The organism is Wenjunlia tyrosinilytica (assembly GCF_014646055.1).
GTDB lineage: Bacteria > Actinomycetota > Actinomycetes > Streptomycetales > Streptomycetaceae > Wenjunlia > Wenjunlia tyrosinilytica.
Genome location: NZ_BMMS01000006.1, coordinates 151,262 through 173,247 on the forward strand (window position 1 = coordinate 151,262; position 21,986 = coordinate 173,247).

Below are 21,986 nucleotides of genomic sequence, written 5' to 3' on the forward strand. Positions count from 1 at the left end.
CATACCCCGCACACCACAAGGAGCGGACAGCATGCCCATCGCAACTCCCGAGGTCTACGCCGAGATGCTGGACCGGGCGAAGGCCGGCAGGTTCGCCTACCCGGCGATCAACGTGACCTCTTCACAGACGCTGCACGCCGCCCTGCGCGGCTTCGCGGAGGCGGAGAGCGACGGCATCGTGCAGGTCTCCACTGGTGGCGCGGAGTTCCTGGGCGGCCAGTACAGCAAGGACATGGTGACCGGTGCCGTCGCGCTGGCGGAGTTCGCGCACGTCGTGGCCGACAAGTACTCGGTCAACGTGGCGCTGCACACCGACCACTGCCCCAAGGACAAGCTGGACGGCTACGTCCGCCCGCTGGTCAAGATCTCGCAGGAGCGCGTGGCCAAGGGCCTGAACCCGCTCTTCCAGTCCCACATGTGGGACGGCTCGGCGGAGACCCTCGCGGACAACCTCGAGATCGCCAAGGAGCTCCTCGCCGAGACCGCCAAGGCCAAGATCATCCTCGAGATGGAGATCACCCCCACGGGTGGCGAGGAGGACGGCGTCAGCCACGAGATCAACGACGAGCTGTACACCACCGTCGAGGACGCACTGCGCACCGCCGAGGCCGTCGGCCTGGGTGAGAAGGGCCGCTACCTGCTGGCCGCCTCGTTCGGCAATGTGCACGGTGTGTACAAGCCGGGCAACGTCGTCCTGCGCCCGGAGCTCCTGCGTGACCTCCAGGACGCGGTGGGCGCCAAGTACGGCAAGCAGGACCCGTTCTACTTCGTCTTCCACGGCGGTTCGGGCTCCACCAAGGAGGAGATCGCCACCGCGCTGGAGAACGGCGTCGTGAAGATGAACCTCGACACCGACACGCAGTACGCCTTCACCCGCCCCGTCGCGGACCACATGTTCAAGAACTACGACGGTGTGCTCAAGATCGACGGCGAGGTCGGCAGCAAGAAGCACTACGACCCGCGTTCGTGGGGCAAGTCCGCCGAGGCCGGGATGGCCGCCCGTGTCACCCGGGCGTGCGAGGACCTCCGCTCGACCGGTACGAAGCTCAAGTAGCGCTCGCTTCTCAGCAAGCCCCTCAACAAGCTTCTCAGCAAGCTCTTCAGCAAGCTCTTCAGCAAGCCGGCAAGCCCGGGCCCGGTGCCTTCCCAGCGAAGGCGCCGGGCCTTCGTGCGTGCGCAGCCCCCGCGGCGCGGCAGACTGTAGCCATGACTCTTCACGAGAACCTGCTCGGCGGTCCGCCCCCCACCCATCTGCCCGACGACCCCGAGCCGCGCGAACTCCTGGCCTCCGGCACCGCCCCCGCCGATGTGGCCGCGAAGTACCCCACCTCCTCCCTGGCCTGGGCGCAGCTCGCCGACGACGCCTACGAGAACGGCCGTGTCGTCGAGTCCTACGCGTACGCCAGGACCGGCTACCACCGCGGCCTCGACGCTCTGCGCCGCAACGGCTGGAAGGGCCACGGCCCGATCCCGTTCGAGCACGAGCCGAACCGCGGCTTCCTTCGGGCCCTGCACGCCCTCGCCAGGGCCGCCGACTCCATCGGTGAGAAGGACGAGGCCGAGCGCTGCTCGACCTTCCTGCGCGACAGCTCGCAGACCGCGGCGGACACGCTCACCTGACGGCCCCGAGCGGCCTCAGCGGACCCCAGCAGGACCCGAGCGGCCTCAGCGGCTTCAGCGGACCTGAAGGGGACCCGAGCGGCCTCAGCGGCTTCAGCGGACCTGAAGGGGACCCGAGCGGCCTCAGCGGCTTCAGCGGACCGGAGCGGGGCCCGAGCGGGACCCGAGCGGCCTCAGCGGACCGGAGCGGGACCCGAGCGGCTTCAGCGGACCGGAGCGGGACCCGAGCGGGACCCGAGCGGGACCCGAGCGGCCTCAGCGGCCTCAGCGGACCCGAGCGGGACCCGAGCGGCCCCAGCGGCCTCAGCGGACCCGAGCGGGACCCGAGCGGCCCCAGCGGCCTCGGTGGACCTGAACGGGACCCGAGCGGCCTCACTCGGGACCCGAGCGGGGCCCGAGTGGCCTCAGCGGCCTCAGCGGCCTCGGCGGACCCGTGCGGACCTGAGCGCACCCGACCCACGAGACGGAGGTTCCGGGGCCGGTCGGCCCTTGCGGCCGGCCCCGTGTCCTGCCGATGATCCTCAAGCCGAGCCCGGTGATCCCGGGCGGTCGAGTCGAGGAGATGGCGATGTCGAACACCGAGCAGCCATCGAACCCGGAGCCGGAGACCCCGAATCTGGAGTTCGAGGGGACGACCCCCTACGAGGACTACGTACGGGCGTCGGTCCTCACCAGCCTGCAGCACCCCTTGTCCGACGAGCCGGGCGAGATGGTCTTCCTGGTGACCACCCAGGTCATGGAGCTGTGGTTCACCGTCCTCGTCCACGAGTGGAGCACCGCCGCCCGGGCCGTGCGCCAGGACGACCTGCCCACCGCGATGGCCGCCCTGCGGCGCAGCGTGCCGGAGCTGGAGGCGCTCAACGCCTCCTGGAAGCCGATCGCGAACCTCACCCCCGGCCAGTTCAACGCCTACCGCTCCGCCCTGGGCGAGGGCTCGGGCTTCCAGTCCGCGATGTACCGGCGCCTGGAGTTCCTGCTCGGCGACAAGAACCCTTCCATGATCATTCCGCACCGCGGGGTTCCCGCGCAGTACGAGGAGCTGGAGAAGGCGCTGTACGAGCCGAGCCTGTACGACGAGGTGCTCCAGCTCCTGCGCCGCCGCGGCTACGACGTCCCCGACGAGGTGCTGGACCGGGACCTCGGCAAGCGCTACGCGCCGGACGAACGGATCGAACGGATCTGGCAGGAGATCTACTCCGGCCCGCAGGACACCGAACTGGTCAGGCTCGGGGAGGCGCTGACGGACGTGGCGGAGATGGTGTGGCGCTGGCGCAACGACCACCTCATGGCGACCCGAAGGGCGATGGGGTCCAAACAGGGCACGGGCGGGTCGGCGGGAGTCGCCTGGCTGGAGCGCCGAGCCCAGAACAATGTCTTCCCCGAGCTGTGGACGGCGCGCAGCCATGTCTGACGTGACGGCCCCGGGCGGCACCGCGTCCGGCTCTCCCGACTCGGCGGAGCTGGTGATGCGGGCCGAGAAGCTGGACGGCGAGGACGAGCTCGCCGCGGTCCGCGCCCGCTTCGCGCTGGACGACGACGTCGTCTACCTCGACGGGAACTCCCTCGGAGCGCTGCCGCACCACGTCCCCACCCGGATCGCGGATGTGATCGAACGCGAATGGGGGCGGCTGCGCATCCGCTCGTGGGAGGAGAGCGGCTGGTGGAGCGCGCCCGAGAGGATCGGGGACCGCGTCGGCGCCCTGGTCGGCGCGTCCCCCGGGCAGGTCGTCGTGGGTGACTCGACGAGCGTCAATGTCTTCAAGGCCCTCGTCGGGGCCGTCCGCATGGCCCAGGCCGAGGATCCTCGGCGGATCGAGGTGCTGGTGGACGCGGCGACGTTCCCCACCGACGGCTATCTGGCCGAGTCGGCGGCCCGGATGACCGGCTGCGCGCTCCACCCGGTTGCGGCCGCCGACATGCCGGCCGAGATCGACCACCGCACGGCCGCCGTGCTGGTCAACCATGTCGACTACCGCACCGGACGGCTCAACGACCTGGCGGTGACGACCCGGGCCGCGCACCACTGGGGCGCCCATGCGGTCTGGGACCTGTGCCACAGCGCGGGCGCGCTGCCCGTGGAGCTGGACCGCCACCGCGTGGACTTCGCGGTCGGCTGCACATACAAGTACCTCAACGGCGGGCCGGGCGCGCCCGCCTATCTCTACATCCGCTCCGATCTTCAGGAGCGGTTCGACTCCCCGCTTCCGGGCTGGAATTCCCACGCCGAACCGTTCGCCATGGAGCCCGCCTACCGGCCGGGCGAGGGCATCACGAAGGCCAGGGTCGGCACCCCGGAGATCCTTTCGCTGCTCGCGCTGGAGGCGGCGCTCGAGGTGTGGGACGACCCGGCCGTCACGATCGAGCGGGTGCGGGCCAAGAGCCTGGCGCTGACCGACTTCTTCCTCGAATGCGTGGGCGCGCTGGTCCCCGAGGGCGTGGTGGAGTCGGCCACCCCGCTGGACCACGGGCGGCGCGGCAGCCAGGTGTCGCTGCGCTGTGCCGGTGCGGCCGGGGTGATGGAGGAACTGATCGCCCGCGGTGTCGTGGGTGATTTCCGGGAGCCGGACGTGCTGCGCTTCGGCTTCACACCGCTGTACACGCGTTTCTCGGACGCGCTCAGGGCCGCGCGGGTGCTGGCGGAGGTGATCGGGTGACCACGGCGGGAGCGGGAGCGGGAGCGGGAGCGGGGGCGCAGGCGGAGGCGGACCGGGTGCTGGGGCTCGCCGATTGCGCCCCGGACGGGACGCTGCGATACGGCTCGCATCCGGACCAGGTCATTGACCTGTGGTGGCCGCGAGGTCTGGACGGCGAGGGGAGCGGGCTGCCGTTCGTCGTCCTCGTCCATGGCGGATTCTGGCGCGAGGCGTACGACCGGCGGCACATCTCCCCGCTCGCCGCGCATCTGGCGCGGCGGGGGCACCGGGTGGCGTCGGTGGAGTACCGCAGGGTGGGCGGTGCCGGTGGCCACTCGACGACGCTGGAGGACGTGGAACGGGCGCTGGAGGCCGTCAGGCGGACGCAGGCGGCGCAGTTCCGGGTCGTGGGGCATTCGGCGGGCGGGCATCTGGCGCTGTGGGCGGCGTCCCGCCCGGACAGCGGCATCACCAAGGTGGTCGCCCTGGCCCCCGTCGCCGATCTGGCCCGTGCGGACGAACTCGGCCTCGGCGGCGGCGCTGTGCTCGATCTGTTCGGCGGTGATCTGTCGGACATCGCCCTCGCCGACCCCGTGGCGCTGTTGCCGACGGGTGTGCCGACGACACTGATCCATGGCCGGGACGATCCGGATGTGCCGATCGAGCTGTCCGAGCGCTTCGTGGCGGCGGCGCGGTCGGCGGGGGACGAGCCCCGGCTGATCGCCCTGGAGGGCACCGGGCACTTCGCCGTCGTGGAACCGGGGTCGGACGCCTGCGACATCCTGCTGCGGGAGCTGCGGGAGCCGCAGGAGCCGCGGGAGCCGTGAGGACCTTCGCAGAGGGACTAGAGCGTCCACTGCCATTCGGCGCCGTCCGGGGCGCGGTAGGAGATCCACTGCCGCTGCGCGGTCACCCGGATCTCGAACCACTCGCGGCGCGGGCGGCGCAGGGCCATCCACAGGGTGTGGGCGCGCTCGACCGCCGACCACAGGTCGCGCTGGCCGGTCACGGTCACGGTGTGGCCGACGACGCTGGCCTGGGAGCCGTCGGTGGCGGTGAGGGTGTGCCCGGTGTGCCCGTCGGCCTCATGGGCCGCGGTGTCGGGAAGGTGGAGCCGGGCGAAGAAGGCGAACGCCCGGTCGTCCAGCACCTGGGCGGGCAGTTCCGTCCTTCGCTCGATACCCGGCCAGTCGCACGGCGAAGGGGTCGCCACGTGCGGCCGGAGCGGTAAGGGCTCATGGAGCAGGCGCCCGGCCGCGGTGCCGTCCCCGGCCACCTCGAGCCGCGCGAGCGCCCCGGCGACAGGTACGACGAGCAATGCCCCCGGGGCGCTCTGGGCGAGCCAGGCGGCGGGCACGCGGGGGACGGCGAGGTTGGAGACGATCCGGTCGAAGGGCGCCCGCCGGGGACAGCCCTCGGCGGGCTCGGCCACGTCGAGCACCGGGCGGTAGCCCACGCATCCCAGGCGCTCGCGGGCGGGCTCCACGGTTTCGGCGTCGGTGCCGGTGACGCCGCCCGGCCCCGCCAGCCTGCACAGCAGCGCGGTGCCGTAGCCGGAGCCGGTGCCGACCTCGAGGATCCGCAGTCCGGGACGCACATCGAGGGCGTCGAGCATCTCGGCCTCGGCCAGGGGCGGTTCACCGGACTCGAGGGCCTCCCTCCACGGCATGAAGGGATGCCGGGGAACGGCGAGGAAGGCTGCGGCGACCCGGGGGGACAGCAGAGGCATCCGTGCGCACAGTCGCTCGTGGTACGCGATCCTGGCCTCCGCCAGCCGTGCCGCGTCAGCGGCCGCCTCTCGCATCCCGTGTCCTCCAGATCGGCCGAGTGCCGGTTCGGGCGTCCACGCTAAGAGCCCGCCCCTGAAGCGGCAACCAGCCTGGAACGAGCCGATCCGCGGCGGCCGGGTGGGCCACGCCCAAGGCGCCGACCCGGCCCCGGTGCGAGGTCAGGGGCCCAGGTCAGAACACGGACCGGCTGCCCTTCCAGCGGCTCGGGTGGGCGGTCGCGACGACCGCCACGTCAGGGCGCTCCGGCGTCGCATCGGCCGCATGCCGGGTGTGGGCGATCGGCCATGCGGTGTCCCGTGCCACCGCTGAAGCGGCGGGCAGGCCCAGCGCGAGGATGGTGACGCCGGGAAGGGCGGCAATTACCGCGTCAGGATACGGGTACGCACCCGTACCCGTGGGCGTGTGCTCGACAACCGGGCGCGGCGTCCCGCGTGGCGCCCGGTCAGTCCCCCAGGGCCGTGTAGGCGGCCACGATCAGACCGAGAGCGCGCTCGTCTCCCATCGTGCCGCCGGACATTCGGTTCATCACGTAGGCCACCGTCATCCGGGCGTCCACGTCGACATTCACGAACGAACCGCCCCAGCCGCCCCAGAAGCAGACCCGCGGGTTGACCGGGTAGGGCAGATCCAGGGGATTGAGGGCGTAGCCGATGCCGAACCGGATCGGCATCCCGAGCACGAGGTCCTTGCCGTTGGACTGCTCCTCGAAGACCCGGTTGCAGCCCGCCTCGGAGAGCAGCCGCACGCCGCGCGCCTCTCCTGCGCAGGCCAGCACCGACTGGACGGCGGCCACGGAACGGGCGTTGCCGTGCCCGTTGGCGGCGGGGATCTCGGCACGCCGCCACTCGGGGGTCCAGGACTGCTCCGCCCCCATCACCGTTTTGCCCAGCCGCCGCGCGAGCCAGCCGCCGAATCGGCCGCCGGGGCTGATGACCGGGGCGACCCGGTGGTCGTCCTCCGGTGGGAGGCCGATGTGGAAGTCGGCGCCGAGCGGCCGGGCCAGCTCCTCGGCGAAGAACGTGCCGAGGGTTCGCCCCGTGACACGCCGTACGACCTCGCCGACCAGGTAGCCGAAGGTGAGGGCGTGATACCCGGACCGGGTGCCGGGCTCCCAGGCGGGGGCCTGGCGAGCGAGCAGGGAAGTGACCTTGTCCCAGTCGTACAGGTCGGCAACGGATATGCGTTTTTCCCAGTTCGGGAGCCCGGCGGTGTGCGACAGCAGATGGCGGACCTTGACGGACTCCTTGCCCGCGGCGGCGAACTCCGGCCAGTAGCGGTACACCGGTGCGTCCAGGTCCAGGTCACCACGGTCGGCGAGCACCAGCGCCGCGAGCGCGGTCATCGTCTTGGTGGTGGACCAGACGTTGGTGATGGTGTCCCGCTCCCATGGTCGGGTGCGCTGGACGTCCAGGTGACCGCCCCACAGGTCGACGACCGGCTCGCCGTCGAGGTAGACCGCCACCGAGGCGCCGATGTCCGCGCCGCTCTCCAGGTTCTTGGCGAACAGTTCCCTTAACCCCGAGAACCGGTCGCTGCACATGCCCTCGATCCGCGTCCCGTCCATGGCCGGACGGTAGCGGGGCGAGAGGGCCCCGGAGAACAGCGGCCCGGGGATTCTAGGGATGGTCGCGACATCCGTGGTGTCAGTAGCCTCCCCCGTATGGAGTTCGACCCGTGGTCGCCCGCGTTCGTCGCCGACCCCTATGGTGCCTACGCCCGGCTGCGCGAGAGCGGCAGGGCGATCCCGTTCGAGCCGAGCCGGCAGTGGCTTGTGCCGCACCACGAGGACGTCTCGGCGCTCCTGCGCGACCGGCGGCTCGGGCGGACGTATCTGCACCGCTTCACCCACGAGGAGTTCGGCCGCACCCCGCCCCCGCCCGAGCACGAGCCGTTCCACACGCTCAACGGGCAGGGGATGCTCGACCTCGAGGCACCCGACCACACCCGGATCCGGCGACTGGTCTCCAAGGCGTTCACGCCGAGGACGGTGGAACAGCTCGCCCCGACGGTGCGGCGCCTCGCCGCCGAACTCGTGGACGGGTTCGTGGCCGACGGCGGCGGGGACCTGATCTCCCGCGTCGCGGAGCCCCTGCCGGTCACCGTCATCGCCGAGATGCTCGGTATCCCCGAGTCCGACCGGCAACTGCTGCGCCCATGGTCGGCTGACATCTGCGGAATGTACGAGCTCAACCCCTCCGAGGAGGCGGCGGCAAAGGCCGTCCGCGCGTCCGTGGAGTTCTCGGACTATCTGCGCGTCCTCATCGCCGAGCGGCGCAAGGCCCCCGGAGACGATCTGATCAGCGCGCTGATCGCCGCCCACGACGAGGAGGACCGCCTCACCGAGCAGGAGATGATCTCGACCTGCGTGCTGCTGCTCAACGCGGGCCACGAGGCCACCGTCAACACCACGGGCAACGGCTGGTGGACACTGCTGCGCCACCCCGAGCAGTTGGCGCGTCTGCGCGAGGACCGGTCGCTGCTGCCGACCGCGATCGAGGAAGTGCTGCGCTACGACACCCCGTTGCAGCTGTTCGAGCGCTGGGTCCTGGACGACATCGAGATCGGCGGAACGAAGATCCCGCGCGGCTCGGAGGTGGCCCTTCTCTTCGGCTCCGCCAACCGCGACAAGAATCGCTTCCCCGACCCCGACCGCTTCGACATCACCCGCGAGGACAACCCCCACGTCAGTTTCGGCGCGGGCATCCACTACTGCCTGGGCGCCCCCCTGGCCCGCGTCGAGCTCGCCGCGTCCTTCGGGGCACTGCTGGACCGGGCCCCCGGCCTGCGACTGGTCCAGGACCCGGAATGGAACCCGGGCTTCGTCATCCGCGGCCTGCGCGAACTGGTGGTGGAGGTCACCGGGCGCACACCATGAGGGTGCCGACGTCGTCGGGATCCGGGGCTTCGAGGACGCGGGCTTCGATGTCGTGGAAGCCATGCCGCTTCAGCAGGTCCGCCCATGCCTCGGGGGAGTAGGACCAGCGCCGCACGGTGAGCTTCCTGCCCGTGAAACCATTGCCGTACAGGCCCTCGAAGCCGTGGAAGCCCTCCAGCGGCTCGGCCTGGGAGAAGGCGAACACACCGCCCGGGTTGAGTCGTTGGGCGACGAGCGGGAACAGCCGCTCGGGGTCGGTGAACCAGGCGGCGCCCCAGATCGAGTAGATCGCGTCGTAGGTTGACCGCGTGGTGGCGAGGTACTGGCACGCGTCCGCCTCCACGAACGACAGTCCGGGCGTGTCACCCCACCAGCGGCGAGCCCGGGCGACCTGCACTGGGGAGAAGTCGAGCGCGATTACCTCAACGCCCTTGCGCGCGAGGTAAACCGCCTCCTTGCCCTCCCCGCACCCCAGATCCAGGGCGGAGCGCGGCTGCTGGAGGATGCCCTCGCCCTCCCCGTGCCCCGGGTACTGCGTCCACTCGAAGGAATCGACGGCCGGAGCCGGGCTGTCACTGTCCTTGTCCGGCTTGTAGGAGTCCCAGTAACCGGGCAGGGTCCGTGACGAACGGGACATACGGCTCCTCGGGAGAGTACGGCGCAGCGTGGTCCATCGGACTGGCCACCGTAGCCGCGCCGTTCACCCCGAGATCGGTGAACGCGACGATTTCATCCGCCCGAGAGGCGCCAGGCCCGAGGGCAAGGTGCTCTCGGGCCCAACGTACCGCCTGTCAGTGGCAGTTTTCGCCCGGCCTGCACGGGCCGCACTTGGCGTAGTCCCGCTCCCACAGGGGCCAGTCGACCGCGAAGCCGTTGTCGGCGATGATGCGAGCCGTACGCTCCACGGAGCCGTCATATTTGAACTCGATCTCGGGAATGTGCTCGAGGAACTTCCCGCCGAAGTGCCTTTCGCATAACAGGCGGTAGTTCCGGGTGTCCAAGATGAACGCGTGCACCGCCATGTCCACCAGGCGGCCACAGCACATCTCCAGGTTCTGTCCCCACTTCTCCATCGCAGTGAACAGGTACGCGACCGCCTGATCGAACAGTGGTCGCCATCACCGTGTCGAAGGGGTTGTCCCTTACCAGGAGCGCGATCTCACGCTCCCATACGGTCGGAGACACATGGTCCCGCGGATCACGGGTGCGGGTCTTCAGAGATGTTGCCACGAGGTCCTCCTTCGTGCTTTGACTGCCGCCCTGCGGTGGGCCGCGCTTCGAGGAGACCACTCGGAGGACACCCGTGGAGATCGGTTGTTGTGACGTGCAAGCGACTTGCAGAAGCTGCACGCACGATCGACGTGACTTCACTCTCTGCCTACCGTGAGTAGGTCTGAACTCCCCTGGCCAGTGGGAGGCGCGATGCGCACCATCGACCCGCTGTGGGACTCCACCAAGGCTCGAACGCTTGTCGCGCATGGTGATGCCGGAGCACTCATCCGGCTTGGTCGTATGGGCCGAGGGTGGCGGCAGACCGACCTGGGAAGACGGCTGGGATGTTCGGCCTCCACGATCTCCCGGATGGAGCAACGCGGGCACAGAGCCGACCTCCATCTGCTCCGTCGGGCCGCTCAGGAGGTGGGCTTACCGGCAAATATCCTGGGAGCGGCACTCGGGTTGAGTCCTGGGTCGGCCACTAGAGTTGCGGCGGATGGTCCGCATTACGCCGAGGAGGACCCAATGCGCCGCCGCACACTAATGGCAGCCGCCGGGCTGGCGGCACCCGTCCAACTCCTCACCGGTGTGGACGAGGCCTTGGCTCACATGCCTGCATCGACGGGCTCGACCATCCCACTCGACACTCGCTTACTGCGGGCTCGCGCGCTCTTCGACACCGGAAAGCACGCCGACCTGCTCAAGACCTTTCCTGGACTGCTCGCCGACGCTCACGCCGCTGCCCAATCCCGCACCGAGACGGCACATGCCCGCCTGTCGGACTGCTACGCCCTGACCTCCGAAGTGCTCACTAAGATCGGACGGTATGACCGCGCGAGGCTGACTGCCGACCGCGCCATCGTCTACGCGGACCTCTCCGGCTCCCCGCTGGTAGCCGCTGCTGCTGCTCGGCAACTGACCATCGTTCTGCGTCACCAGGGCCACTCTGCCGCTGCCCAGCGTCTTCTCCTTGACGCTGCTGCCAAGGTCGAGGCCTCGGGCCTGACCACACCTGCCCAAGCTGAAGCCTACGCACAGATGCTGTGTACTGGCTCGTACACTGCGGCGCGGGCTGGAGACCGCGACCAGGCCCTGGCCATGATGTCGGAGGCCTCACACGCCGCACGCCGCCTTCCGGGCCGGGTGCCACGGAGCAGGCCGTTCTCCATCACCCCCGCAGGTGTCACTCTCTACGAAGTCGGCGTCCATTGGGCCCTCGGCGATGCCGGCGCAGCTCTGCAGGCGGGTCGTGGGCTGCGAGCGGCGCAGTTCCCGACTGCGGAGCGCCGCGGGCGCATGCATACCGATCTCGGCCGCGCGTGGTGGCAGTGGGGCAAGCCCGAGCAGACCGCGCACGAACTGCTCTGTGCGTTGCGCGTCTCGCCCGGCGAAGTGCGGGATCGCCCGGCCATCCGCCAGATCGTTGCCGACCTGGCGTCAAGGCACCGGCATGTGGTGGGTGTGCGAGAACTCGTCGCCGCGACCGGGGTGCACCCCTGATCGCACCGCTTCGGGAGAGCTCGGACGGAATCGGGGGAATTTTCGCTTCTTTCCGCAAGAGCGAAATCGGGCGACTACGCTGAGTGGCTACGTGTAAGCGCAACGCTGCGCGGTGTTGGTGATGCCGCGTGGCAAGGGGGTAGTGCGTGGCCAACACCCGAGAACTCGACCCCGGGGCCTCCCCACTCAACTACTACGGCTTTGAGCTCCGCCGGTTAAGGGAAGCGGCGGGGCTCAATCAGAAGGAACTCGGCTCGATCATCTACTGCACGGGCTCGCTGATCGGCCAGATCGAGACCGCGCGCAAGTGCCCGACCAAGCAGTTCAGCGAACGGGTCGACGCGGCGCTTGTCACTGACGGCGCATTCGTCAGGCTGTTGAGACTGGTGCTCCGCAGCCAACTCCCCACCTGGTTTCAGCCGTACGCCGACATGGAGGCGACGGCGTCCCACATCTACACGTTCCAGGCGCAGTTGGTGCATGGCCTGCTCCAAGGTGAGGCTTATGCCCGCGCCGTGCTGGGCGCCGACGACGAGGACCGGCTTGATGAGCGGGTGGCGGCTCGAATGGAGCGCCAGCGCATCCTGGAGCGGGAGAATCCGCCCCTGCTGTGGGTGGTTCTCAGCGAGGCGGTGCTCCATCAGGAAATCGGCGCGTCGGAGGTTATGCGGCGGCAGTTGAAGCACCTGTTGGGCTTCCGGGACAGCAAGTGGGTCAACGTCCAGGTACTTCCGTTCACGGCCGGCGCCCACGCTGGATTGTTGGGTTCGTTCACTGTCCTACGCTTCGACGATCACCCGGACATCGCCTACACCGAGGACTACGAGCGCGGCCATATGACGGCCAATCCGCAGGACGTCAAGGACCGTTCACTCCGTTACGCTCGCCTACAGGCCGCCGCGCTGTCGGTCGAGGACTCGACGCAGTTGATCGCCCGTGTGATGGAGGAGCGCTATGGGGACAGTTCATAATCTGACCGCAGCTCAGTGGCGTAAGTCGAGCTACAGCGGCCCCAACGGCGGCGAGTGCATCGAGGTCGCCGCCCTCTCCGGGGCCCAGTGGCGCAAGTCCAGCCACAGCGGTCCCGACGGCGGCGACTGCGTAGAGGTCGCCGCCGTTCAAGGCGTGGTCGCCGTCCGCGACTCCAAGGACCCCGATGGGCCCGCGCTCGCCTTCTCGCCGGAGGCGTTCGCCGCCTTTGTCACCGCTGCCGCCTCCGGCGCTCTCCGCGCCTGACGGACACTCAGCCGGGCACCGTCAGACGCCAGGCGCCCGGCTGAACCGTCCATGTCCGCTTCCTCACCGGACCGGTGAGTTCCGCGTCGGCCGCGTAGCTGAAGTCGCGGCCCGAGACCGTCACCGCCCTCGCGCACACCCGCACCGGGCCGTAGCCGGAGGCGCGGCGGACGACGACCTCCACGAGGCCGTCGTCCGGGTGGCCGTCGGTGCCGCCCGGTGAGCTGTCGCAGGCGTTGGACACCGCTACGCGCTGGACGGGGCGGTCGAGGTCGGCCAGTACGACACCGTCCGCCTCCACTCTCAGCCTTGGGAGCTGACTCGTCGTCAGGGGAACTCTCAGGCTGCGCGCCAGGGAGATCGCCCCGCGTCCGACGTACTCCCACCACCCGCCCCCCGCCGAGGAACCGTCCGTGGACGCTCCCGGAGAACCGTTCACTCGGGTGCCGTTGGTCCTGCCCCCGCCCCCCAGGTGGCATGAGCCGATCTCCACCGCGCCCAGCACCACTCCGCCCCGGTCGTCCACCAGCAGGTCAAGGCTGCGCTCCGCGCCCGACATCGCCGCACGGGCGGCCGGAGCGGCTTGCATCGGCAGGCCCAGGGCCCTGGCCATCGGGACGGAGTCGAGGGGGCCCACGGGGACGAGCGAGACGGCGGCCGTGGAGAGCTCCCGCCGCTCGTGCAGTGCCTGCACCACGCGGTGCAGCGCCCGGTCGTCGCCGATCACCACCGGCCTGCGCCGGCCGCGGTGGGCCAGGGCCCGGTCCAGCTCCTGCGTGCTCTCGGGAAGGGCGATCTTCACCGGCGCGCAGGCCGACAGGACGTCCTTCGCGACACGGACCGATTCACCGTCCGCGGCGCGGGCGGCAGGGTCGATGACCAGCAGCAGTGGATCACCGGACGGTGGCTGAGCCGACACGTCGGTCCTTCCTCAGGTAATCTCTCGGTGCAAGAGCCCCTTGCGCTATTGCGCCAGGGGCTTCGTCTATCCGGGGCCCGGGTTCGACGGCTCTCTGCCGTTGGACATGCCCCGCCCGGAAGGGGTGTACGCCTGTGCCCGCGCTCGTGCTGCTCGGTGCTCAGTGGGGTGACGAAGGCAAGGGAAAGGCCACCGACCTCCTCGGTGGCTCCGTCGACTACGTCGTCCGTTACCAGGGCGGTAACAATGCTGGACACACCGTAGTCGTCGGTGACCAGAAGTACGCCCTCCACCTTCTCCCGTCCGGCATCCTCAGCCCCGGATGCACCCCTGTCATCGGCAATGGCGTCGTCGTCGACCCCGCGGTCCTGCTCTCCGAGCTCCAGGGACTCAACGAACGCGGCGTCGACACGTCCAAGCTCCTGATCTCGGGGAACGCCCACCTGATCACGCCGTACCACCAGACTCTCGACAAGGTCACCGAGAGGTTCCTCGGCAAGCGCCGCATCGGGACCACCGGCCGCGGCATCGGACCGACCTACGCCGACAAGATCAACCGCGTCGGCATCCGGGTGCAGGACCTCTTCGACGAGTCGATCCTGCGGCAGAAGGTCGAGGCAGCACTCCACGACAAGAACCAGGTGCTCGTCAAGCTCTACAACCGCCGCGCGATCAGTGTGGACGAGGTCGTCGAGGAGTACCTGGGCTACGCGGCGCGGATCAAGGACTACGTCGCCGACACCACGCTGGTGCTGAACAAGGCGCTCGAGGAGGGCAAGGTCGTCCTGCTCGAGGGCGGTCAGGGCACCCTGCTCGACGTCGACCACGGTACGTATCCGTTCGTCACGTCGTCCAACCCCACGGCGGGCGGCGCCTGTACCGGCTCCGGTATCGGTCCCACGAAGATCAGCCGGGTCATCGGCATCCTCAAGGCGTACACCACGCGCGTCGGCTCGGGTCCGTTCCCGACCGAGCTGTTCGACGAGGACGGCGAGGCGCTGCGCCGCATCGGCGGCGAGCGGGGTGTGACGACCGGCCGTGACCGCCGCTGCGGCTGGTTCGACGCGGTGATCGCCCGGTACGCGACCCGGGTCAACGGCCTGACGGACTTCTTCCTCACCAAGCTCGACGTGCTCACCGGCTGGGAGCAGATCCCGGTCTGCGTGGCCTACGAGATCGACGGGCAGCGGGTCGAGGAGCTGCCCTGCAGCCAGACCGACTTCCACCACGCGAAGCCGGTCTACGAGATGCTGCCGGGCTGGTCCGAGGACATCTCCAAGGCGAAGACATTCGCCTCGCTGCCGAAGAACGCCCAGGCGTATGTGAAGGCGCTGGAGGAGATGTCCGGAGCGCCGATCTCGGCGATCGGTGTCGGACCGGGGCGTACCGAGACGATCGAGATCAACTCGTTCCTCTGAGGCCCCTGGGGCAAGACCTCTGGCACGTGCGCTGGACGCGCTCAGCTCTCGCTGAGCGCGTCCAGCGCGTCGGAGAGCCGGGTGAGGGCCTCCATCGCGCGCTGGAACTCCTCCCTGCCCAGCTCGTCCGCCAGCCGTTTCGCCAGCTCCGCGTGGGCCGGGCCGATCCGCTGCACGGCGGCCAGGCCCTCCTCGGTGGGGCGCAGCAGCTTGGCCCGGCGGTGGGCGGGGTTGGGGACGTACTCGGCCAGTGCCTTGTCCACCAGCAGGTCGGCGATGCGCTGGACGCTCTGCCGGGTGATGCCCATGGCCCTGGCGATGCCCGCCACCGGCAGCGGCTCGTGGAGGACGGCGCCCAGGACCTGCCACCAGGCCGCGGTGAGCCCGGCGGGCCTGGCCATCTTCTCGGCGACGTCGAGGAACTGCCCATTGAGCCGGAACGCGGTCAGGGCGGTCCCGCTCAGCAACTCGCTCTCGGTGGGCCCGCCCTCGGCCGGCACGCTCTCGGCCGCGAGGGGCGGCGTCCCGGGGACCTGTCCGGGGTCGGTCACGCTCCCTGCCCCGAGCGGTCGGCGGCCATGAGGACCGGGAAGGCGCTCGGGTCCGACTCCCCGTAGAGCCGGTACCAGGCGTCGAGGACGTGCGGCTCGTAGACCTCCAGCTTCGCCAGCACCTCGCGGGCGAACTCCACGGGATTCGTCGGTCCCGCCGTGATCACGTTCCCGTCGGTGACGGCCGGCTCGTCCCGGTAGCGCTCGCTGCCCTGGTAGCCGGTGGGCGCGAGGTACTCGGCCACCGCGCTGGTGTGGTCGTGGTCGTCGAGCAGGCCCGCGCGGGCCATGCCCGCCGTGGCCCCGCAGATCGCCGCCACGGGCACGCCCGCCTCGACGAACTCGCGGGCCAAGCGGGCGAAGGCCCCGTTCCTGTCGCCGCTCTCCCAGGTGTACGCGCCCGGAAGGATCAGCATCGCGGCCTCCTCGGGCCGTACCTGCTCGAGCACCGCGTCCGGCACGATGCGCACCCCGCCCACCGTGGTCACCGGCTCCGGGCCCGCGCCGACCGTGACCACGCGGTAGCGGCCGGGCTCGCGCTGCCAGACGGGGTTGTTGATGTGGGCGATCGCGTGTCCCACCTCCCAGTCGGCGAGCGTGTCGTAGACCGCCACGTAGACGGTCTCCTGCTGCTGTTCGATCGTCTCTGGAGTGCCCATGGACAGCATCCTGTCAAGTCGACAGCATGCTGTCAATAGTGCCGGAGAGGCTGACAAGATGTCCGTTGGCCGGTGCATCGCGAGACACTGTGCCGGTTCCGACCCCCGAAGGCCGGTCCCTAGGCTGATGGCCTCTCCCACCGTCCCCGGGGGAGGTGGGCCGAGATCACCAAGAGGTAAGGCATGACCAGCACCACTGACCCCAAGGGCCAGGCAGCCATGGGCCTGGCCGTGAAGGCCGCCGACCGCGCGCACGTCTTCCACTCGTGGTCCGCGCAGTCCCTCATCGACCCGCTGGCGATCGCCGGGGCCGGGGGCTCGTACTTCTGGGACTACGACGACAAGCGCTACCTCGACTTCTCCTCGCAGCTGGTCAACACCAACATCGGGCACCAGCACCCCAAGGTCGTCGCCGCGATCCAGGAGCAGGCCGCCAAGCTCTGCACCATCGCGCCCGGCTTCGCGGTGGACGTGCGCTCCGTGGCCGCCCGGCTCATAGCCGAGCTGGCCCCCGGCGACCTGAACAAGGTCTTCTTCACCAACGGCGGCGCCGAGGCCGTCGAGAACGCCGTGCGCATGGCCCGGCTGCACACCGGCCGCCACAAGGTGTTCGCCGCCTACCGCTCGTACCACGGCGCCACCTCCGCCGCGATCAACCTCACCGGCGACCCCCGCCGCTGGCCCAGCGACAACGGCTCCGCGGGCGTCGTCCACTTCTGGGGCCCGCACCTGTACCGCTCCAACTTCCACGCCACGACCGAGGCCGAGGAGTGCGAGCGCGCGCTGGCGCACCTCGAGCAGACCATCGCCTACGAGGGCCCGCAGTCGGTCGCGGCGATCATCCTGGAGACCGTGGTCGGCACCGCCGGCGTCCTCGTGCCCCCGCCGGGATACCTCGAGGGCGTGCGCGCGATCTGCGACAAGTACGGCATCGTCTTCATCCTCGACGAGGTCATGGCCGGCTTCGGCCGCACCGGCCGCTGGTTCGCAGCCGACAACTGGGGCGTGGTGCCGGACCTGATGACGTTCGCCAAGGGCGTCAACTCCGGCTACGTCCCGCTCGGCGGCGTGATCATCTCGGAGCGGATCGCGGAGACCTTCGCCACCCGCCCCTATCCCGGCGGCCTCACCTACTCCGGACACCCGCTGGCCTGCGCCTCCGCCGTCGCGACCATCAACGCCATGCGCGACGAGGGGATCGTCGAGAACGCGGCCGAGATCGGGGAGACCGTCCTCGGCCCCGGCCTGCGCGAGCTCGCCGAGCGCCACCCCTGCGTCGGCGAGGTCCGCGGCCTCGGCGCTTTCTGGGCGCTCGACCTGGTCAAGGACCGCGAGACCCGTGAGCCGCTGGTGCCCTACAACGCCTCCGGCGCCGACAACAGGTCCATGGCCGACCTCGCCGCCGCGTGCAAGCAGCGGGGCCTGTGGCCCTTCGTCAACATGAACCGGCTGCACGTCGTACCGCCGTGCACGGTCACCGAGGCGGAGGCCAAGGAAGGACTGGCGATACTCGACGAGGCCCTCTCCGTGGCCGACGCCCACTGCGCCTGATGCCCAGCGGCCCCGCCGTCCCCGTCCAGCGCAGCAGCCTGCGGCAGCAGATCGCGGACGCGCTGCGTGACGAGATGCTGACCGGCCGCCTGCCCGCGGGCGGCCGGTTCACGGTGAAGGAGATCGCCGAGCTGTACGAGGTCTCGGCGACTCCCGTGCGTGAGGCGCTCGTCGACCTGTCGGCGCAGGGGCTGCTGGAGGTCGAGCACCACCGCGGCTTCCAGGTGCGGCGGTTCACGCTCACGGACTTCGAGGGCATGGTCGAGGCCCGCACCCTCGTCAACGAGGGCGTCTTCCGCAAGGCCCGAGGGAAGATCGCCGGACATGAGTACTATTCCGTGCCCGAGGCCGTGACCGCCTCGATCCGCCGCCGGGCCGAGGCCACCGAACGGGCCACCCGCACCGGTGAGCTGGATGTCCTGATCGGCTGCGACCTGCGCTACTGGCGCGAACTCGACGCCCTCAGCGGCAATGAGCACATCTGCGACTTCCTCGACCGGCTGCGGGTGCAGTCCTGGATGTTCTGCGTGCCCTACCTGCGTGGCCGTGAAGACCTGGCGGAGCTGTGCTGGGGCGGCCATCTCGAGCTGGTGGAGGCCATCGCGGCGAACGACATCGAGGAGTCGCAGCGGATAGTGGACGGCTACAACTCCCGCTCCGTGGAGGTCATGCGGCGCCTCGCCGGGGAACAGCCGTACGAGGCGGCGCACTCCTGACGGCGGGGCCCGCGACCAGTACCCTTGGCCGACCTGCCTGTCCCCGGCCGATCAGGAGCGCACGTGGCATGTGACCTCTGGCTCGTCCCGCTCGTCGACGTGCTCTGCCACAGCCCCGAGAACCCCTTCCACCACGATCTCGCCGTCTACGACCGGGTGCTGACCCAGTCGGGGCTGCCGCCCCTGCCGGTGTACAGCTACATGCCGGGGCTCTCCGGCGATGTCGCGCCCGTCGCCGGATTCGACTACGACGCCCTGCACTTCCTGCGCCGTGCCTACCTCCTCCAGCTCACCGGGCTCGATGTCACACCGGGGGACGGACTGGGCGACGACTACGCGCAGATGCTGGAGATGTTCGAGTCCACGGCCGAGCAGTCGCACCTCGTCTGGCACTACGACCACGCCGGGGCCTATGTGCCGGTGGACTTCCCCACCCCGCTCGTGGACGACGAACTGCTGGCCTCGGGCGGGCCGCTGGGCTCGAGCCACGGCCTTCTGCGGGAACTGGAGGCAATCGCCCCGGCCCTCGGGATCGATCCGCAGAACCCGCCGCCCGCCCCGCTGCCGCCCGCGCCCACCACCCTGGACGAGCCGGCGGCGCCGATCCCCTACGACGACAGCCCGTTCGCCCGGGAACGCCATGTGTGGCTGGGGCTGCACGCCGCCGCGACGCGCAGTCTCGGCCAAGGGTCGATGATCATCTTCGGCTGAGGGGCCGTTGCAGGCTCGCGGGCCCGCGCCCCGCCGCTGCCCGGCCTTCCGGCTTCGTGTCGCTTCGCTAACGGGGCATCTCCGGCGGCCGCTGCCGGGGCATGCTCGGACGGCTGCCCGGCGGCAGCTGGATCCTCGTCGGCGGCGGACCCGGCTCCACCACCCGTGCCGCCTCCCACGCCACGGGCCCCTGCGTCCGCGTGTGCGCCATCGAGGAGCGGAACTCCAGCATCCACTCCGTGGTCTCCGCCCGCTCCAGCTCCGAGACGTCCTCGCAGAACCGCCGCAGCACGGTCAGGCAGCGCTCGGCCGCCTCGCTCGCCGTGCCCTCGGTCGGCCCCAGCACCTCCCGCACGCTCTCCGACGCCCAGTCGAACTGGAACGCCTCCAGCCTGCGCCGCACCGCCTGCGCCGTGCCGACATCCCGCATCCACCCGGACGTCAGCCCGAAACAGCGGTCGAGCCCCAGGCAGGCGGCCGCCGCCAGCAGCGCCGCACAGCCCCACTGCGCGGGCCCGCCGAGCCCCGAGCCGTGGTCCAGCAGCGCCAGCACCGCGCCCACCGCCGTCAGCACCACGGCGGCCGGCCGTGTCGCCCGAGCCCCGCGCCGCTTCCACTCACGGTCGCGCAGGTACCAGTCGACGGTGCTCAGCGCCCGCCGTTCCGCCCACAGATAGAGCTCGTCCAGGCGTTCCGCGGGCTCGCCCCAGTCGCCGAGCGGGAAGGGACGGGCCCGTAGATCGCCGGCGCGGCCGCGCCTGCCGGTGCACTCCGGGACACCTTCGCGGGAGACCCCTTCGCGGGGGACGCCTTCCTGGGAGACGCCCCTGTGGAAGACGCCCTCGTGGAAGACGCCCTCGTGGAAGACGCCCTCGGGGGAGCCGCCCCCGCGGGGGACGGCCCCGCGGGGGACGCCCTCGTGCCGAGGAGCCTGTTCGGGCTGCATGTCCGGCTGGCTCACCGTGCACTCCTTGCGAGGTGGGGGACTTGGGTGCTTGGGGCTCATCGGGTCCGGGGTGTGACGGCGGACGTCGAAGCCGCAAAGGGACCTTCCTACCTCCAAACGGCTGACCCCGGTCGCGGTGGCGCGTGGGCTTCGCCGGGAAGAGTTCGCCGGGAAGTGGCGCAAACGCCGGTACGGCACCCCGCGCGCTCTCACCCGAAAGAGCGACCCGCGGAGCCGGTCCGGCCAGGCACTACGCTAGGGCGGCGTGAAGGTCCTCGTTATCGGCGGCGGCGCCCGCGAACACGCCCTGTGCCGCTCCCTCTCCCTCGACCCCGACGTCACCGCGCTGCACTGCGCCCCCGGTAACGCGGGGATCGCGGACGTCGCCGAGCTGCACCCGGTGGACGCGCTCGACGGCCGCGCGGTCGCCGATCTCGCCGCCGAACTCCGCGCCGGGCTGGTGATCGTCGGCCCCGAGGCCCCGCTCGTGGCGGGCGTCGCGGACGCCGTGCGCGAGCGCGGCATCGCGTGCTTCGGCCCGTCCCGCGAGGCCGCCCGCCTCGAGGGCTCCAAGGCCTTCGCCAAGGATGTGATGGCCGCGGCCGCGGTGCCCACGGCCCGCTCCTACGTGTGCACCACCGCCGACGAGGTGGAGGAGGCGCTCGACGCCTTCGGCCCGCCGTACGTGGTCAAGGACGACGGCCTCGCCGCGGGCAAGGGCGTCGTCGTCACCGGCGACCTCGACACCGCCCGGCAGCATGCCGCCGCCTGCGGGCGCGTCGTGATCGAGGAGTTCCTCGACGGCCCCGAGGTGTCCCTGTTCGCCGTCACCGACGGCACCACCGTGCTGCCGCTCCAGCCCGCCCAGGACTTCAAGCGGGTCGGGGACAACGACGAGGGCCCCAACACCGGCGGCATGGGCGCCTACTCGCCACTGCCCTGGGCCGACCCCAAGCTGGTCGACGAGGTGCTGGAGACCGTCCTGCAGCCCACCGTGGACGAGCTGCGCCGCCGCGGCACCCCGTTCTCCGGACTCCTGTACGCGGGCCTGGCGATCACCTCGCGCGGTGTGCGGGTGATCGAGTTCAACGCGCGCTTCGGCGACCCCGAGACCCAGGTGGTCCTCGCCCGGCTCAGGACCCCGCTCGCCGGAGTGCTGCTGAAGGCGGCCACCGGGCGCCTCGACGAGGAGCCGCCGCTGCGCTGGCGCGACGCCGCGGCCGTCACCGTGGTGATCGCCTCGCAGAACTACCCGGCCTCCCCGCGCACCGGCGACCCCATCCAGGGACTCGAGGCCGTCGCCGAGAAGGACGAGCACGCCTACGTCCTGCACGCGGGCACCGGACTGGACGAGCAGGGCCGCACCGTGAGCGCGGGCGGCCGGGTCCTGTCGGTCACCGCCACGGGTGCCGATCTGGCCAAGGCCCGTGAGCGCGCCTACCGGGCCGTCGAGCGCATCAGCCTGGACGGTTCCCACCACCGCACGGACATCGCGAAGGCGGCTGCGGGGGAGTGACCCGCGGCGCCTCGCGCCCCCACCTCACCTCCGAGCGCGCCGCCCCCGTCCCAGGGCTTGCCCCCCGGCTGGATCCGGCCTGGAAGACACGGGTGGGGGCACCTGCACCGACTGCCGCGCCCGGCAATCC

Annotated in this window: 22 protein-coding genes and 1 pseudogene; 15 read left to right on the forward strand and 8 right to left on the reverse strand. The window is 70.8% G+C overall.

Annotated elements, in window-relative coordinates; genetic code table 11:
• Window positions 1–31: 31 nt before the first annotated feature.
• The 5 genes from fbaA (at window position 32) to IEY86_RS08870 (ending at window position 5,080) form a co-directional block, all read left to right on the forward strand.
• Window positions 32–1,054: a class II fructose-bisphosphate aldolase gene (gene fbaA, locus IEY86_RS08850; protein ID WP_189130988.1), complete on the forward strand. Its 1,023-nt coding sequence runs from the start codon at window positions 32–34 to the stop codon at window positions 1,052–1,054.
• Window positions 1,055–1,206: 152 nt separating this feature from the next.
• Window positions 1,207–1,620 (forward strand): DUF3151 domain-containing protein, encoded by a 414-nt coding sequence (locus IEY86_RS08855; protein ID WP_189130989.1) that lies wholly within the window; start codon window positions 1,207–1,209, stop codon window positions 1,618–1,620.
• A 568-nt stretch (window positions 1,621–2,188) separates the two neighbouring features.
• Complete coding sequence (locus IEY86_RS08860) at window positions 2,189–3,031, forward strand: tryptophan 2,3-dioxygenase family protein (protein ID WP_189130990.1); 843 nt, start codon at window positions 2,189–2,191, stop codon at window positions 3,029–3,031.
• Window positions 3,024–4,274, forward strand: coding sequence for a kynureninase (gene kynU, locus IEY86_RS08865; protein ID WP_189130991.1), 1,251 nt, complete (start codon window positions 3,024–3,026; stop codon window positions 4,272–4,274). Before IEY86_RS08860 ends, kynU begins: the two co-directional genes overlap by 8 nt.
• The gene (locus tag IEY86_RS08870; RefSeq protein ID WP_189130992.1) at window positions 4,271–5,080 is read left to right on the forward strand and encodes an alpha/beta hydrolase family protein; all 810 of its coding nucleotides are present in this window, start codon (window positions 4,271–4,273) and stop codon (window positions 5,078–5,080) included. The genes kynU and IEY86_RS08870 overlap by 4 nt, the downstream gene beginning before the upstream one ends.
• A gap of 17 nt (window positions 5,081–5,097) precedes the next feature.
• On the opposite strand, the gene IEY86_RS08875 is transcribed toward IEY86_RS08870, so the two are convergent.
• Together IEY86_RS08875 and IEY86_RS08880 are read right to left on the reverse strand one after the other, a co-directional pair.
• Window positions 5,098–6,057, reverse strand: a complete 960-nt coding sequence (locus tag IEY86_RS08875) for a protein-L-isoaspartate O-methyltransferase family protein (RefSeq protein ID WP_189130993.1) — start codon at window positions 6,055–6,057, stop codon at window positions 5,098–5,100.
• A gap of 428 nt (window positions 6,058–6,485) precedes the next feature.
• The gene (locus IEY86_RS08880) at window positions 6,486–7,607 is read right to left on the reverse strand and encodes a serine hydrolase domain-containing protein (RefSeq protein WP_189130994.1); all 1,122 of its coding nucleotides are present in this window, start codon (window positions 7,605–7,607) and stop codon (window positions 6,486–6,488) included.
• 96 nt (window positions 7,608–7,703) lie between these two features.
• Between IEY86_RS08880 and IEY86_RS08885 the strand changes: the two genes are divergently transcribed.
• Window positions 7,704–8,918 (forward strand): cytochrome P450, encoded by a 1,215-nt coding sequence (locus IEY86_RS08885; RefSeq protein WP_189130995.1) that lies wholly within the window; start codon window positions 7,704–7,706, stop codon window positions 8,916–8,918.
• Here the strand turns inward: IEY86_RS08885 and IEY86_RS08890 are convergent.
• Together IEY86_RS08890 and IEY86_RS37800 are read right to left on the reverse strand one after the other, a co-directional pair.
• On the reverse strand, window positions 8,899–9,555 hold the full coding sequence (locus tag IEY86_RS08890; RefSeq protein ID WP_189130996.1) for a class I SAM-dependent methyltransferase: 657 nt from the start codon (window positions 9,553–9,555) through the stop codon (window positions 8,899–8,901). The two genes, IEY86_RS08885 and IEY86_RS08890, sit on opposite strands and share 20 nt — an antisense overlap.
• Before the next feature lie 154 nt (window positions 9,556–9,709).
• Window positions 9,710–9,991, reverse strand: a complete 282-nt coding sequence (locus IEY86_RS37800) for a glycine-rich domain-containing protein (RefSeq protein ID WP_308425116.1) — start codon at window positions 9,989–9,991, stop codon at window positions 9,710–9,712.
• A 349-nt stretch (window positions 9,992–10,340) separates the two neighbouring features.
• On the opposite strand from IEY86_RS37800, the pseudogene IEY86_RS37805 reads away from it, so the two are divergent.
• From IEY86_RS37805 to IEY86_RS08910, 4 genes and pseudogenes are all read left to right on the forward strand, one after another.
• Window positions 10,341–10,556: pseudogene (locus IEY86_RS37805) on the forward strand (helix-turn-helix domain-containing protein); the annotation flags it as partial.
• Between the two features lie 102 nt (window positions 10,557–10,658).
• Complete coding sequence (locus IEY86_RS08900) at window positions 10,659–11,633, forward strand: transcriptional regulator (protein WP_308425118.1); 975 nt, start codon at window positions 10,659–10,661, stop codon at window positions 11,631–11,633.
• A 146-nt stretch (window positions 11,634–11,779) separates the two neighbouring features.
• Entirely contained in the window at window positions 11,780–12,604 is an 825-nt protein-coding gene (locus IEY86_RS08905) for a helix-turn-helix domain-containing protein (RefSeq protein WP_189130998.1), read from the forward strand.
• Window positions 12,588–12,869 carry a DUF397 domain-containing protein gene (locus IEY86_RS08910; protein ID WP_189130999.1) on the forward strand — a complete coding sequence of 94 codons (282 nt, stop codon included), beginning with the start codon at window positions 12,588–12,590 and terminating at the stop codon, window positions 12,867–12,869. The genes IEY86_RS08905 and IEY86_RS08910 overlap by 17 nt, the downstream gene beginning before the upstream one ends.
• A gap of 7 nt (window positions 12,870–12,876) precedes the next feature.
• Here IEY86_RS08910 and IEY86_RS08915 read toward each other — a convergent pair whose 3' ends face one another.
• Window positions 12,877–13,788 (reverse strand): diacylglycerol kinase family protein, encoded by a 912-nt coding sequence (locus IEY86_RS08915; RefSeq protein WP_229698252.1) that lies wholly within the window; start codon window positions 13,786–13,788, stop codon window positions 12,877–12,879.
• A 134-nt stretch (window positions 13,789–13,922) separates the two neighbouring features.
• On the opposite strand from IEY86_RS08915, the gene IEY86_RS08920 reads away from it, so the two are divergent.
• Window positions 13,923–15,206 carry an adenylosuccinate synthase gene (locus tag IEY86_RS08920; protein ID WP_189131000.1) on the forward strand — a complete coding sequence of 428 codons (1,284 nt, stop codon included), beginning with the start codon at window positions 13,923–13,925 and terminating at the stop codon, window positions 15,204–15,206.
• Window positions 15,207–15,247: 41 nt separating this feature from the next.
• On the opposite strand, the gene IEY86_RS08925 is transcribed toward IEY86_RS08920, so the two are convergent.
• Both IEY86_RS08925 and IEY86_RS08930 read right to left on the reverse strand, forming a co-directional pair.
• A complete protein-coding gene (locus IEY86_RS08925) occupies window positions 15,248–15,706 on the reverse strand; it encodes a MarR family winged helix-turn-helix transcriptional regulator (RefSeq protein ID WP_229698274.1) in 459 nt (152 codons plus the stop codon).
• A gap of 47 nt (window positions 15,707–15,753) precedes the next feature.
• Window positions 15,754–16,416 (reverse strand): type 1 glutamine amidotransferase family protein, encoded by a 663-nt coding sequence (locus tag IEY86_RS08930; RefSeq protein ID WP_189131001.1) that lies wholly within the window; start codon window positions 16,414–16,416, stop codon window positions 15,754–15,756.
• Between the two features lie 183 nt (window positions 16,417–16,599).
• Between IEY86_RS08930 and IEY86_RS08935 the strand changes: the two genes are divergently transcribed.
• The 3 genes from IEY86_RS08935 to IEY86_RS08945 all read left to right on the forward strand — a co-directional run bounded on the left by IEY86_RS08935 (window position 16,600) and on the right by IEY86_RS08945 (window position 19,394).
• Complete coding sequence (locus IEY86_RS08935; RefSeq protein ID WP_189131002.1) at window positions 16,600–17,967, forward strand: aspartate aminotransferase family protein; 1,368 nt, start codon at window positions 16,600–16,602, stop codon at window positions 17,965–17,967.
• Complete coding sequence (locus IEY86_RS08940) at window positions 17,967–18,683, forward strand: GntR family transcriptional regulator (protein ID WP_189131003.1); 717 nt, start codon at window positions 17,967–17,969, stop codon at window positions 18,681–18,683. The genes IEY86_RS08935 and IEY86_RS08940 overlap by 1 nt, the downstream gene beginning before the upstream one ends.
• 63 nt (window positions 18,684–18,746) lie before the next feature.
• Window positions 18,747–19,394 (forward strand): putative DNA-mimic protein, encoded by a 648-nt coding sequence (locus IEY86_RS08945; protein ID WP_189131004.1) that lies wholly within the window; start codon window positions 18,747–18,749, stop codon window positions 19,392–19,394.
• A gap of 67 nt (window positions 19,395–19,461) precedes the next feature.
• Here the strand turns inward: IEY86_RS08945 and IEY86_RS08950 are convergent, their stop codons facing one another.
• The gene (locus IEY86_RS08950) at window positions 19,462–20,355 is read right to left on the reverse strand and encodes an SLATT domain-containing protein (protein WP_229698253.1); all 894 of its coding nucleotides are present in this window, start codon (window positions 20,353–20,355) and stop codon (window positions 19,462–19,464) included.
• 250 nt (window positions 20,356–20,605) lie between these two features.
• Here IEY86_RS08950 and purD point away from each other — a divergent pair, with 250 nt between their 5' ends.
• Complete coding sequence (gene purD, locus IEY86_RS08955) at window positions 20,606–21,856, forward strand: phosphoribosylamine--glycine ligase (RefSeq protein WP_189131005.1); 1,251 nt, start codon at window positions 20,606–20,608, stop codon at window positions 21,854–21,856.
• The last annotated feature ends 130 nt before the right edge of the window (window positions 21,857–21,986 follow it).

What these genes read in the sequence shown, in the direction of transcription:
- IEY86_RS08855 (WP_189130989.1), top strand. Translation starts at nt 1,207, where the DNA reads ATGACTCTTCACGAGAACCTGCTCGGCGGTCCGCCCCCCACCCATCTG.
- IEY86_RS08900 (WP_308425118.1), top strand. Translation starts at nt 10,659, where the DNA reads ATGCGCCGCCGCACACTAATGGCAGCCGCCGGGCTGGCGGCACCCGTC.
- IEY86_RS08875 (WP_189130993.1), bottom strand. Translation starts at nt 6,057, where the DNA reads ATGCGAGAGGCGGCCGCTGACGCGGCACGGCTGGCGGAGGCCAGGATC.
- IEY86_RS37800 (WP_308425116.1), bottom strand. Translation starts at nt 9,991, where the DNA reads ATGGAGAAGTGGGGACAGAACCTGGAGATGTGCTGTGGCCGCCTGGTG.
- IEY86_RS08940 (WP_189131003.1), top strand. Translation starts at nt 17,967, where the DNA reads ATGCCCAGCGGCCCCGCCGTCCCCGTCCAGCGCAGCAGCCTGCGGCAG.
- IEY86_RS08890 (WP_189130996.1), bottom strand. Translation starts at nt 9,555, where the DNA reads ATGTCCCGTTCGTCACGGACCCTGCCCGGTTACTGGGACTCCTACAAG.
- IEY86_RS08880 (WP_189130994.1), bottom strand. Translation starts at nt 7,607, where the DNA reads ATGGACGGGACGCGGATCGAGGGCATGTGCAGCGACCGGTTCTCGGGG.
- IEY86_RS08860 (WP_189130990.1), top strand. Translation starts at nt 2,189, where the DNA reads ATGTCGAACACCGAGCAGCCATCGAACCCGGAGCCGGAGACCCCGAAT.
- IEY86_RS08885 (WP_189130995.1), top strand. Translation starts at nt 7,704, where the DNA reads ATGGAGTTCGACCCGTGGTCGCCCGCGTTCGTCGCCGACCCCTATGGT.
- fbaA (WP_189130988.1), top strand. Translation starts at nt 32, where the DNA reads ATGCCCATCGCAACTCCCGAGGTCTACGCCGAGATGCTGGACCGGGCG.
- IEY86_RS08930 (WP_189131001.1), bottom strand. Translation starts at nt 16,416, where the DNA reads ATGGGCACTCCAGAGACGATCGAACAGCAGCAGGAGACCGTCTACGTG.
- IEY86_RS08935 (WP_189131002.1), top strand. Translation starts at nt 16,600, where the DNA reads ATGACCAGCACCACTGACCCCAAGGGCCAGGCAGCCATGGGCCTGGCC.
- IEY86_RS08910 (WP_189130999.1), top strand. Translation starts at nt 12,588, where the DNA reads ATGGGGACAGTTCATAATCTGACCGCAGCTCAGTGGCGTAAGTCGAGC.
- kynU (WP_189130991.1), top strand. Translation starts at nt 3,024, where the DNA reads ATGTCTGACGTGACGGCCCCGGGCGGCACCGCGTCCGGCTCTCCCGAC.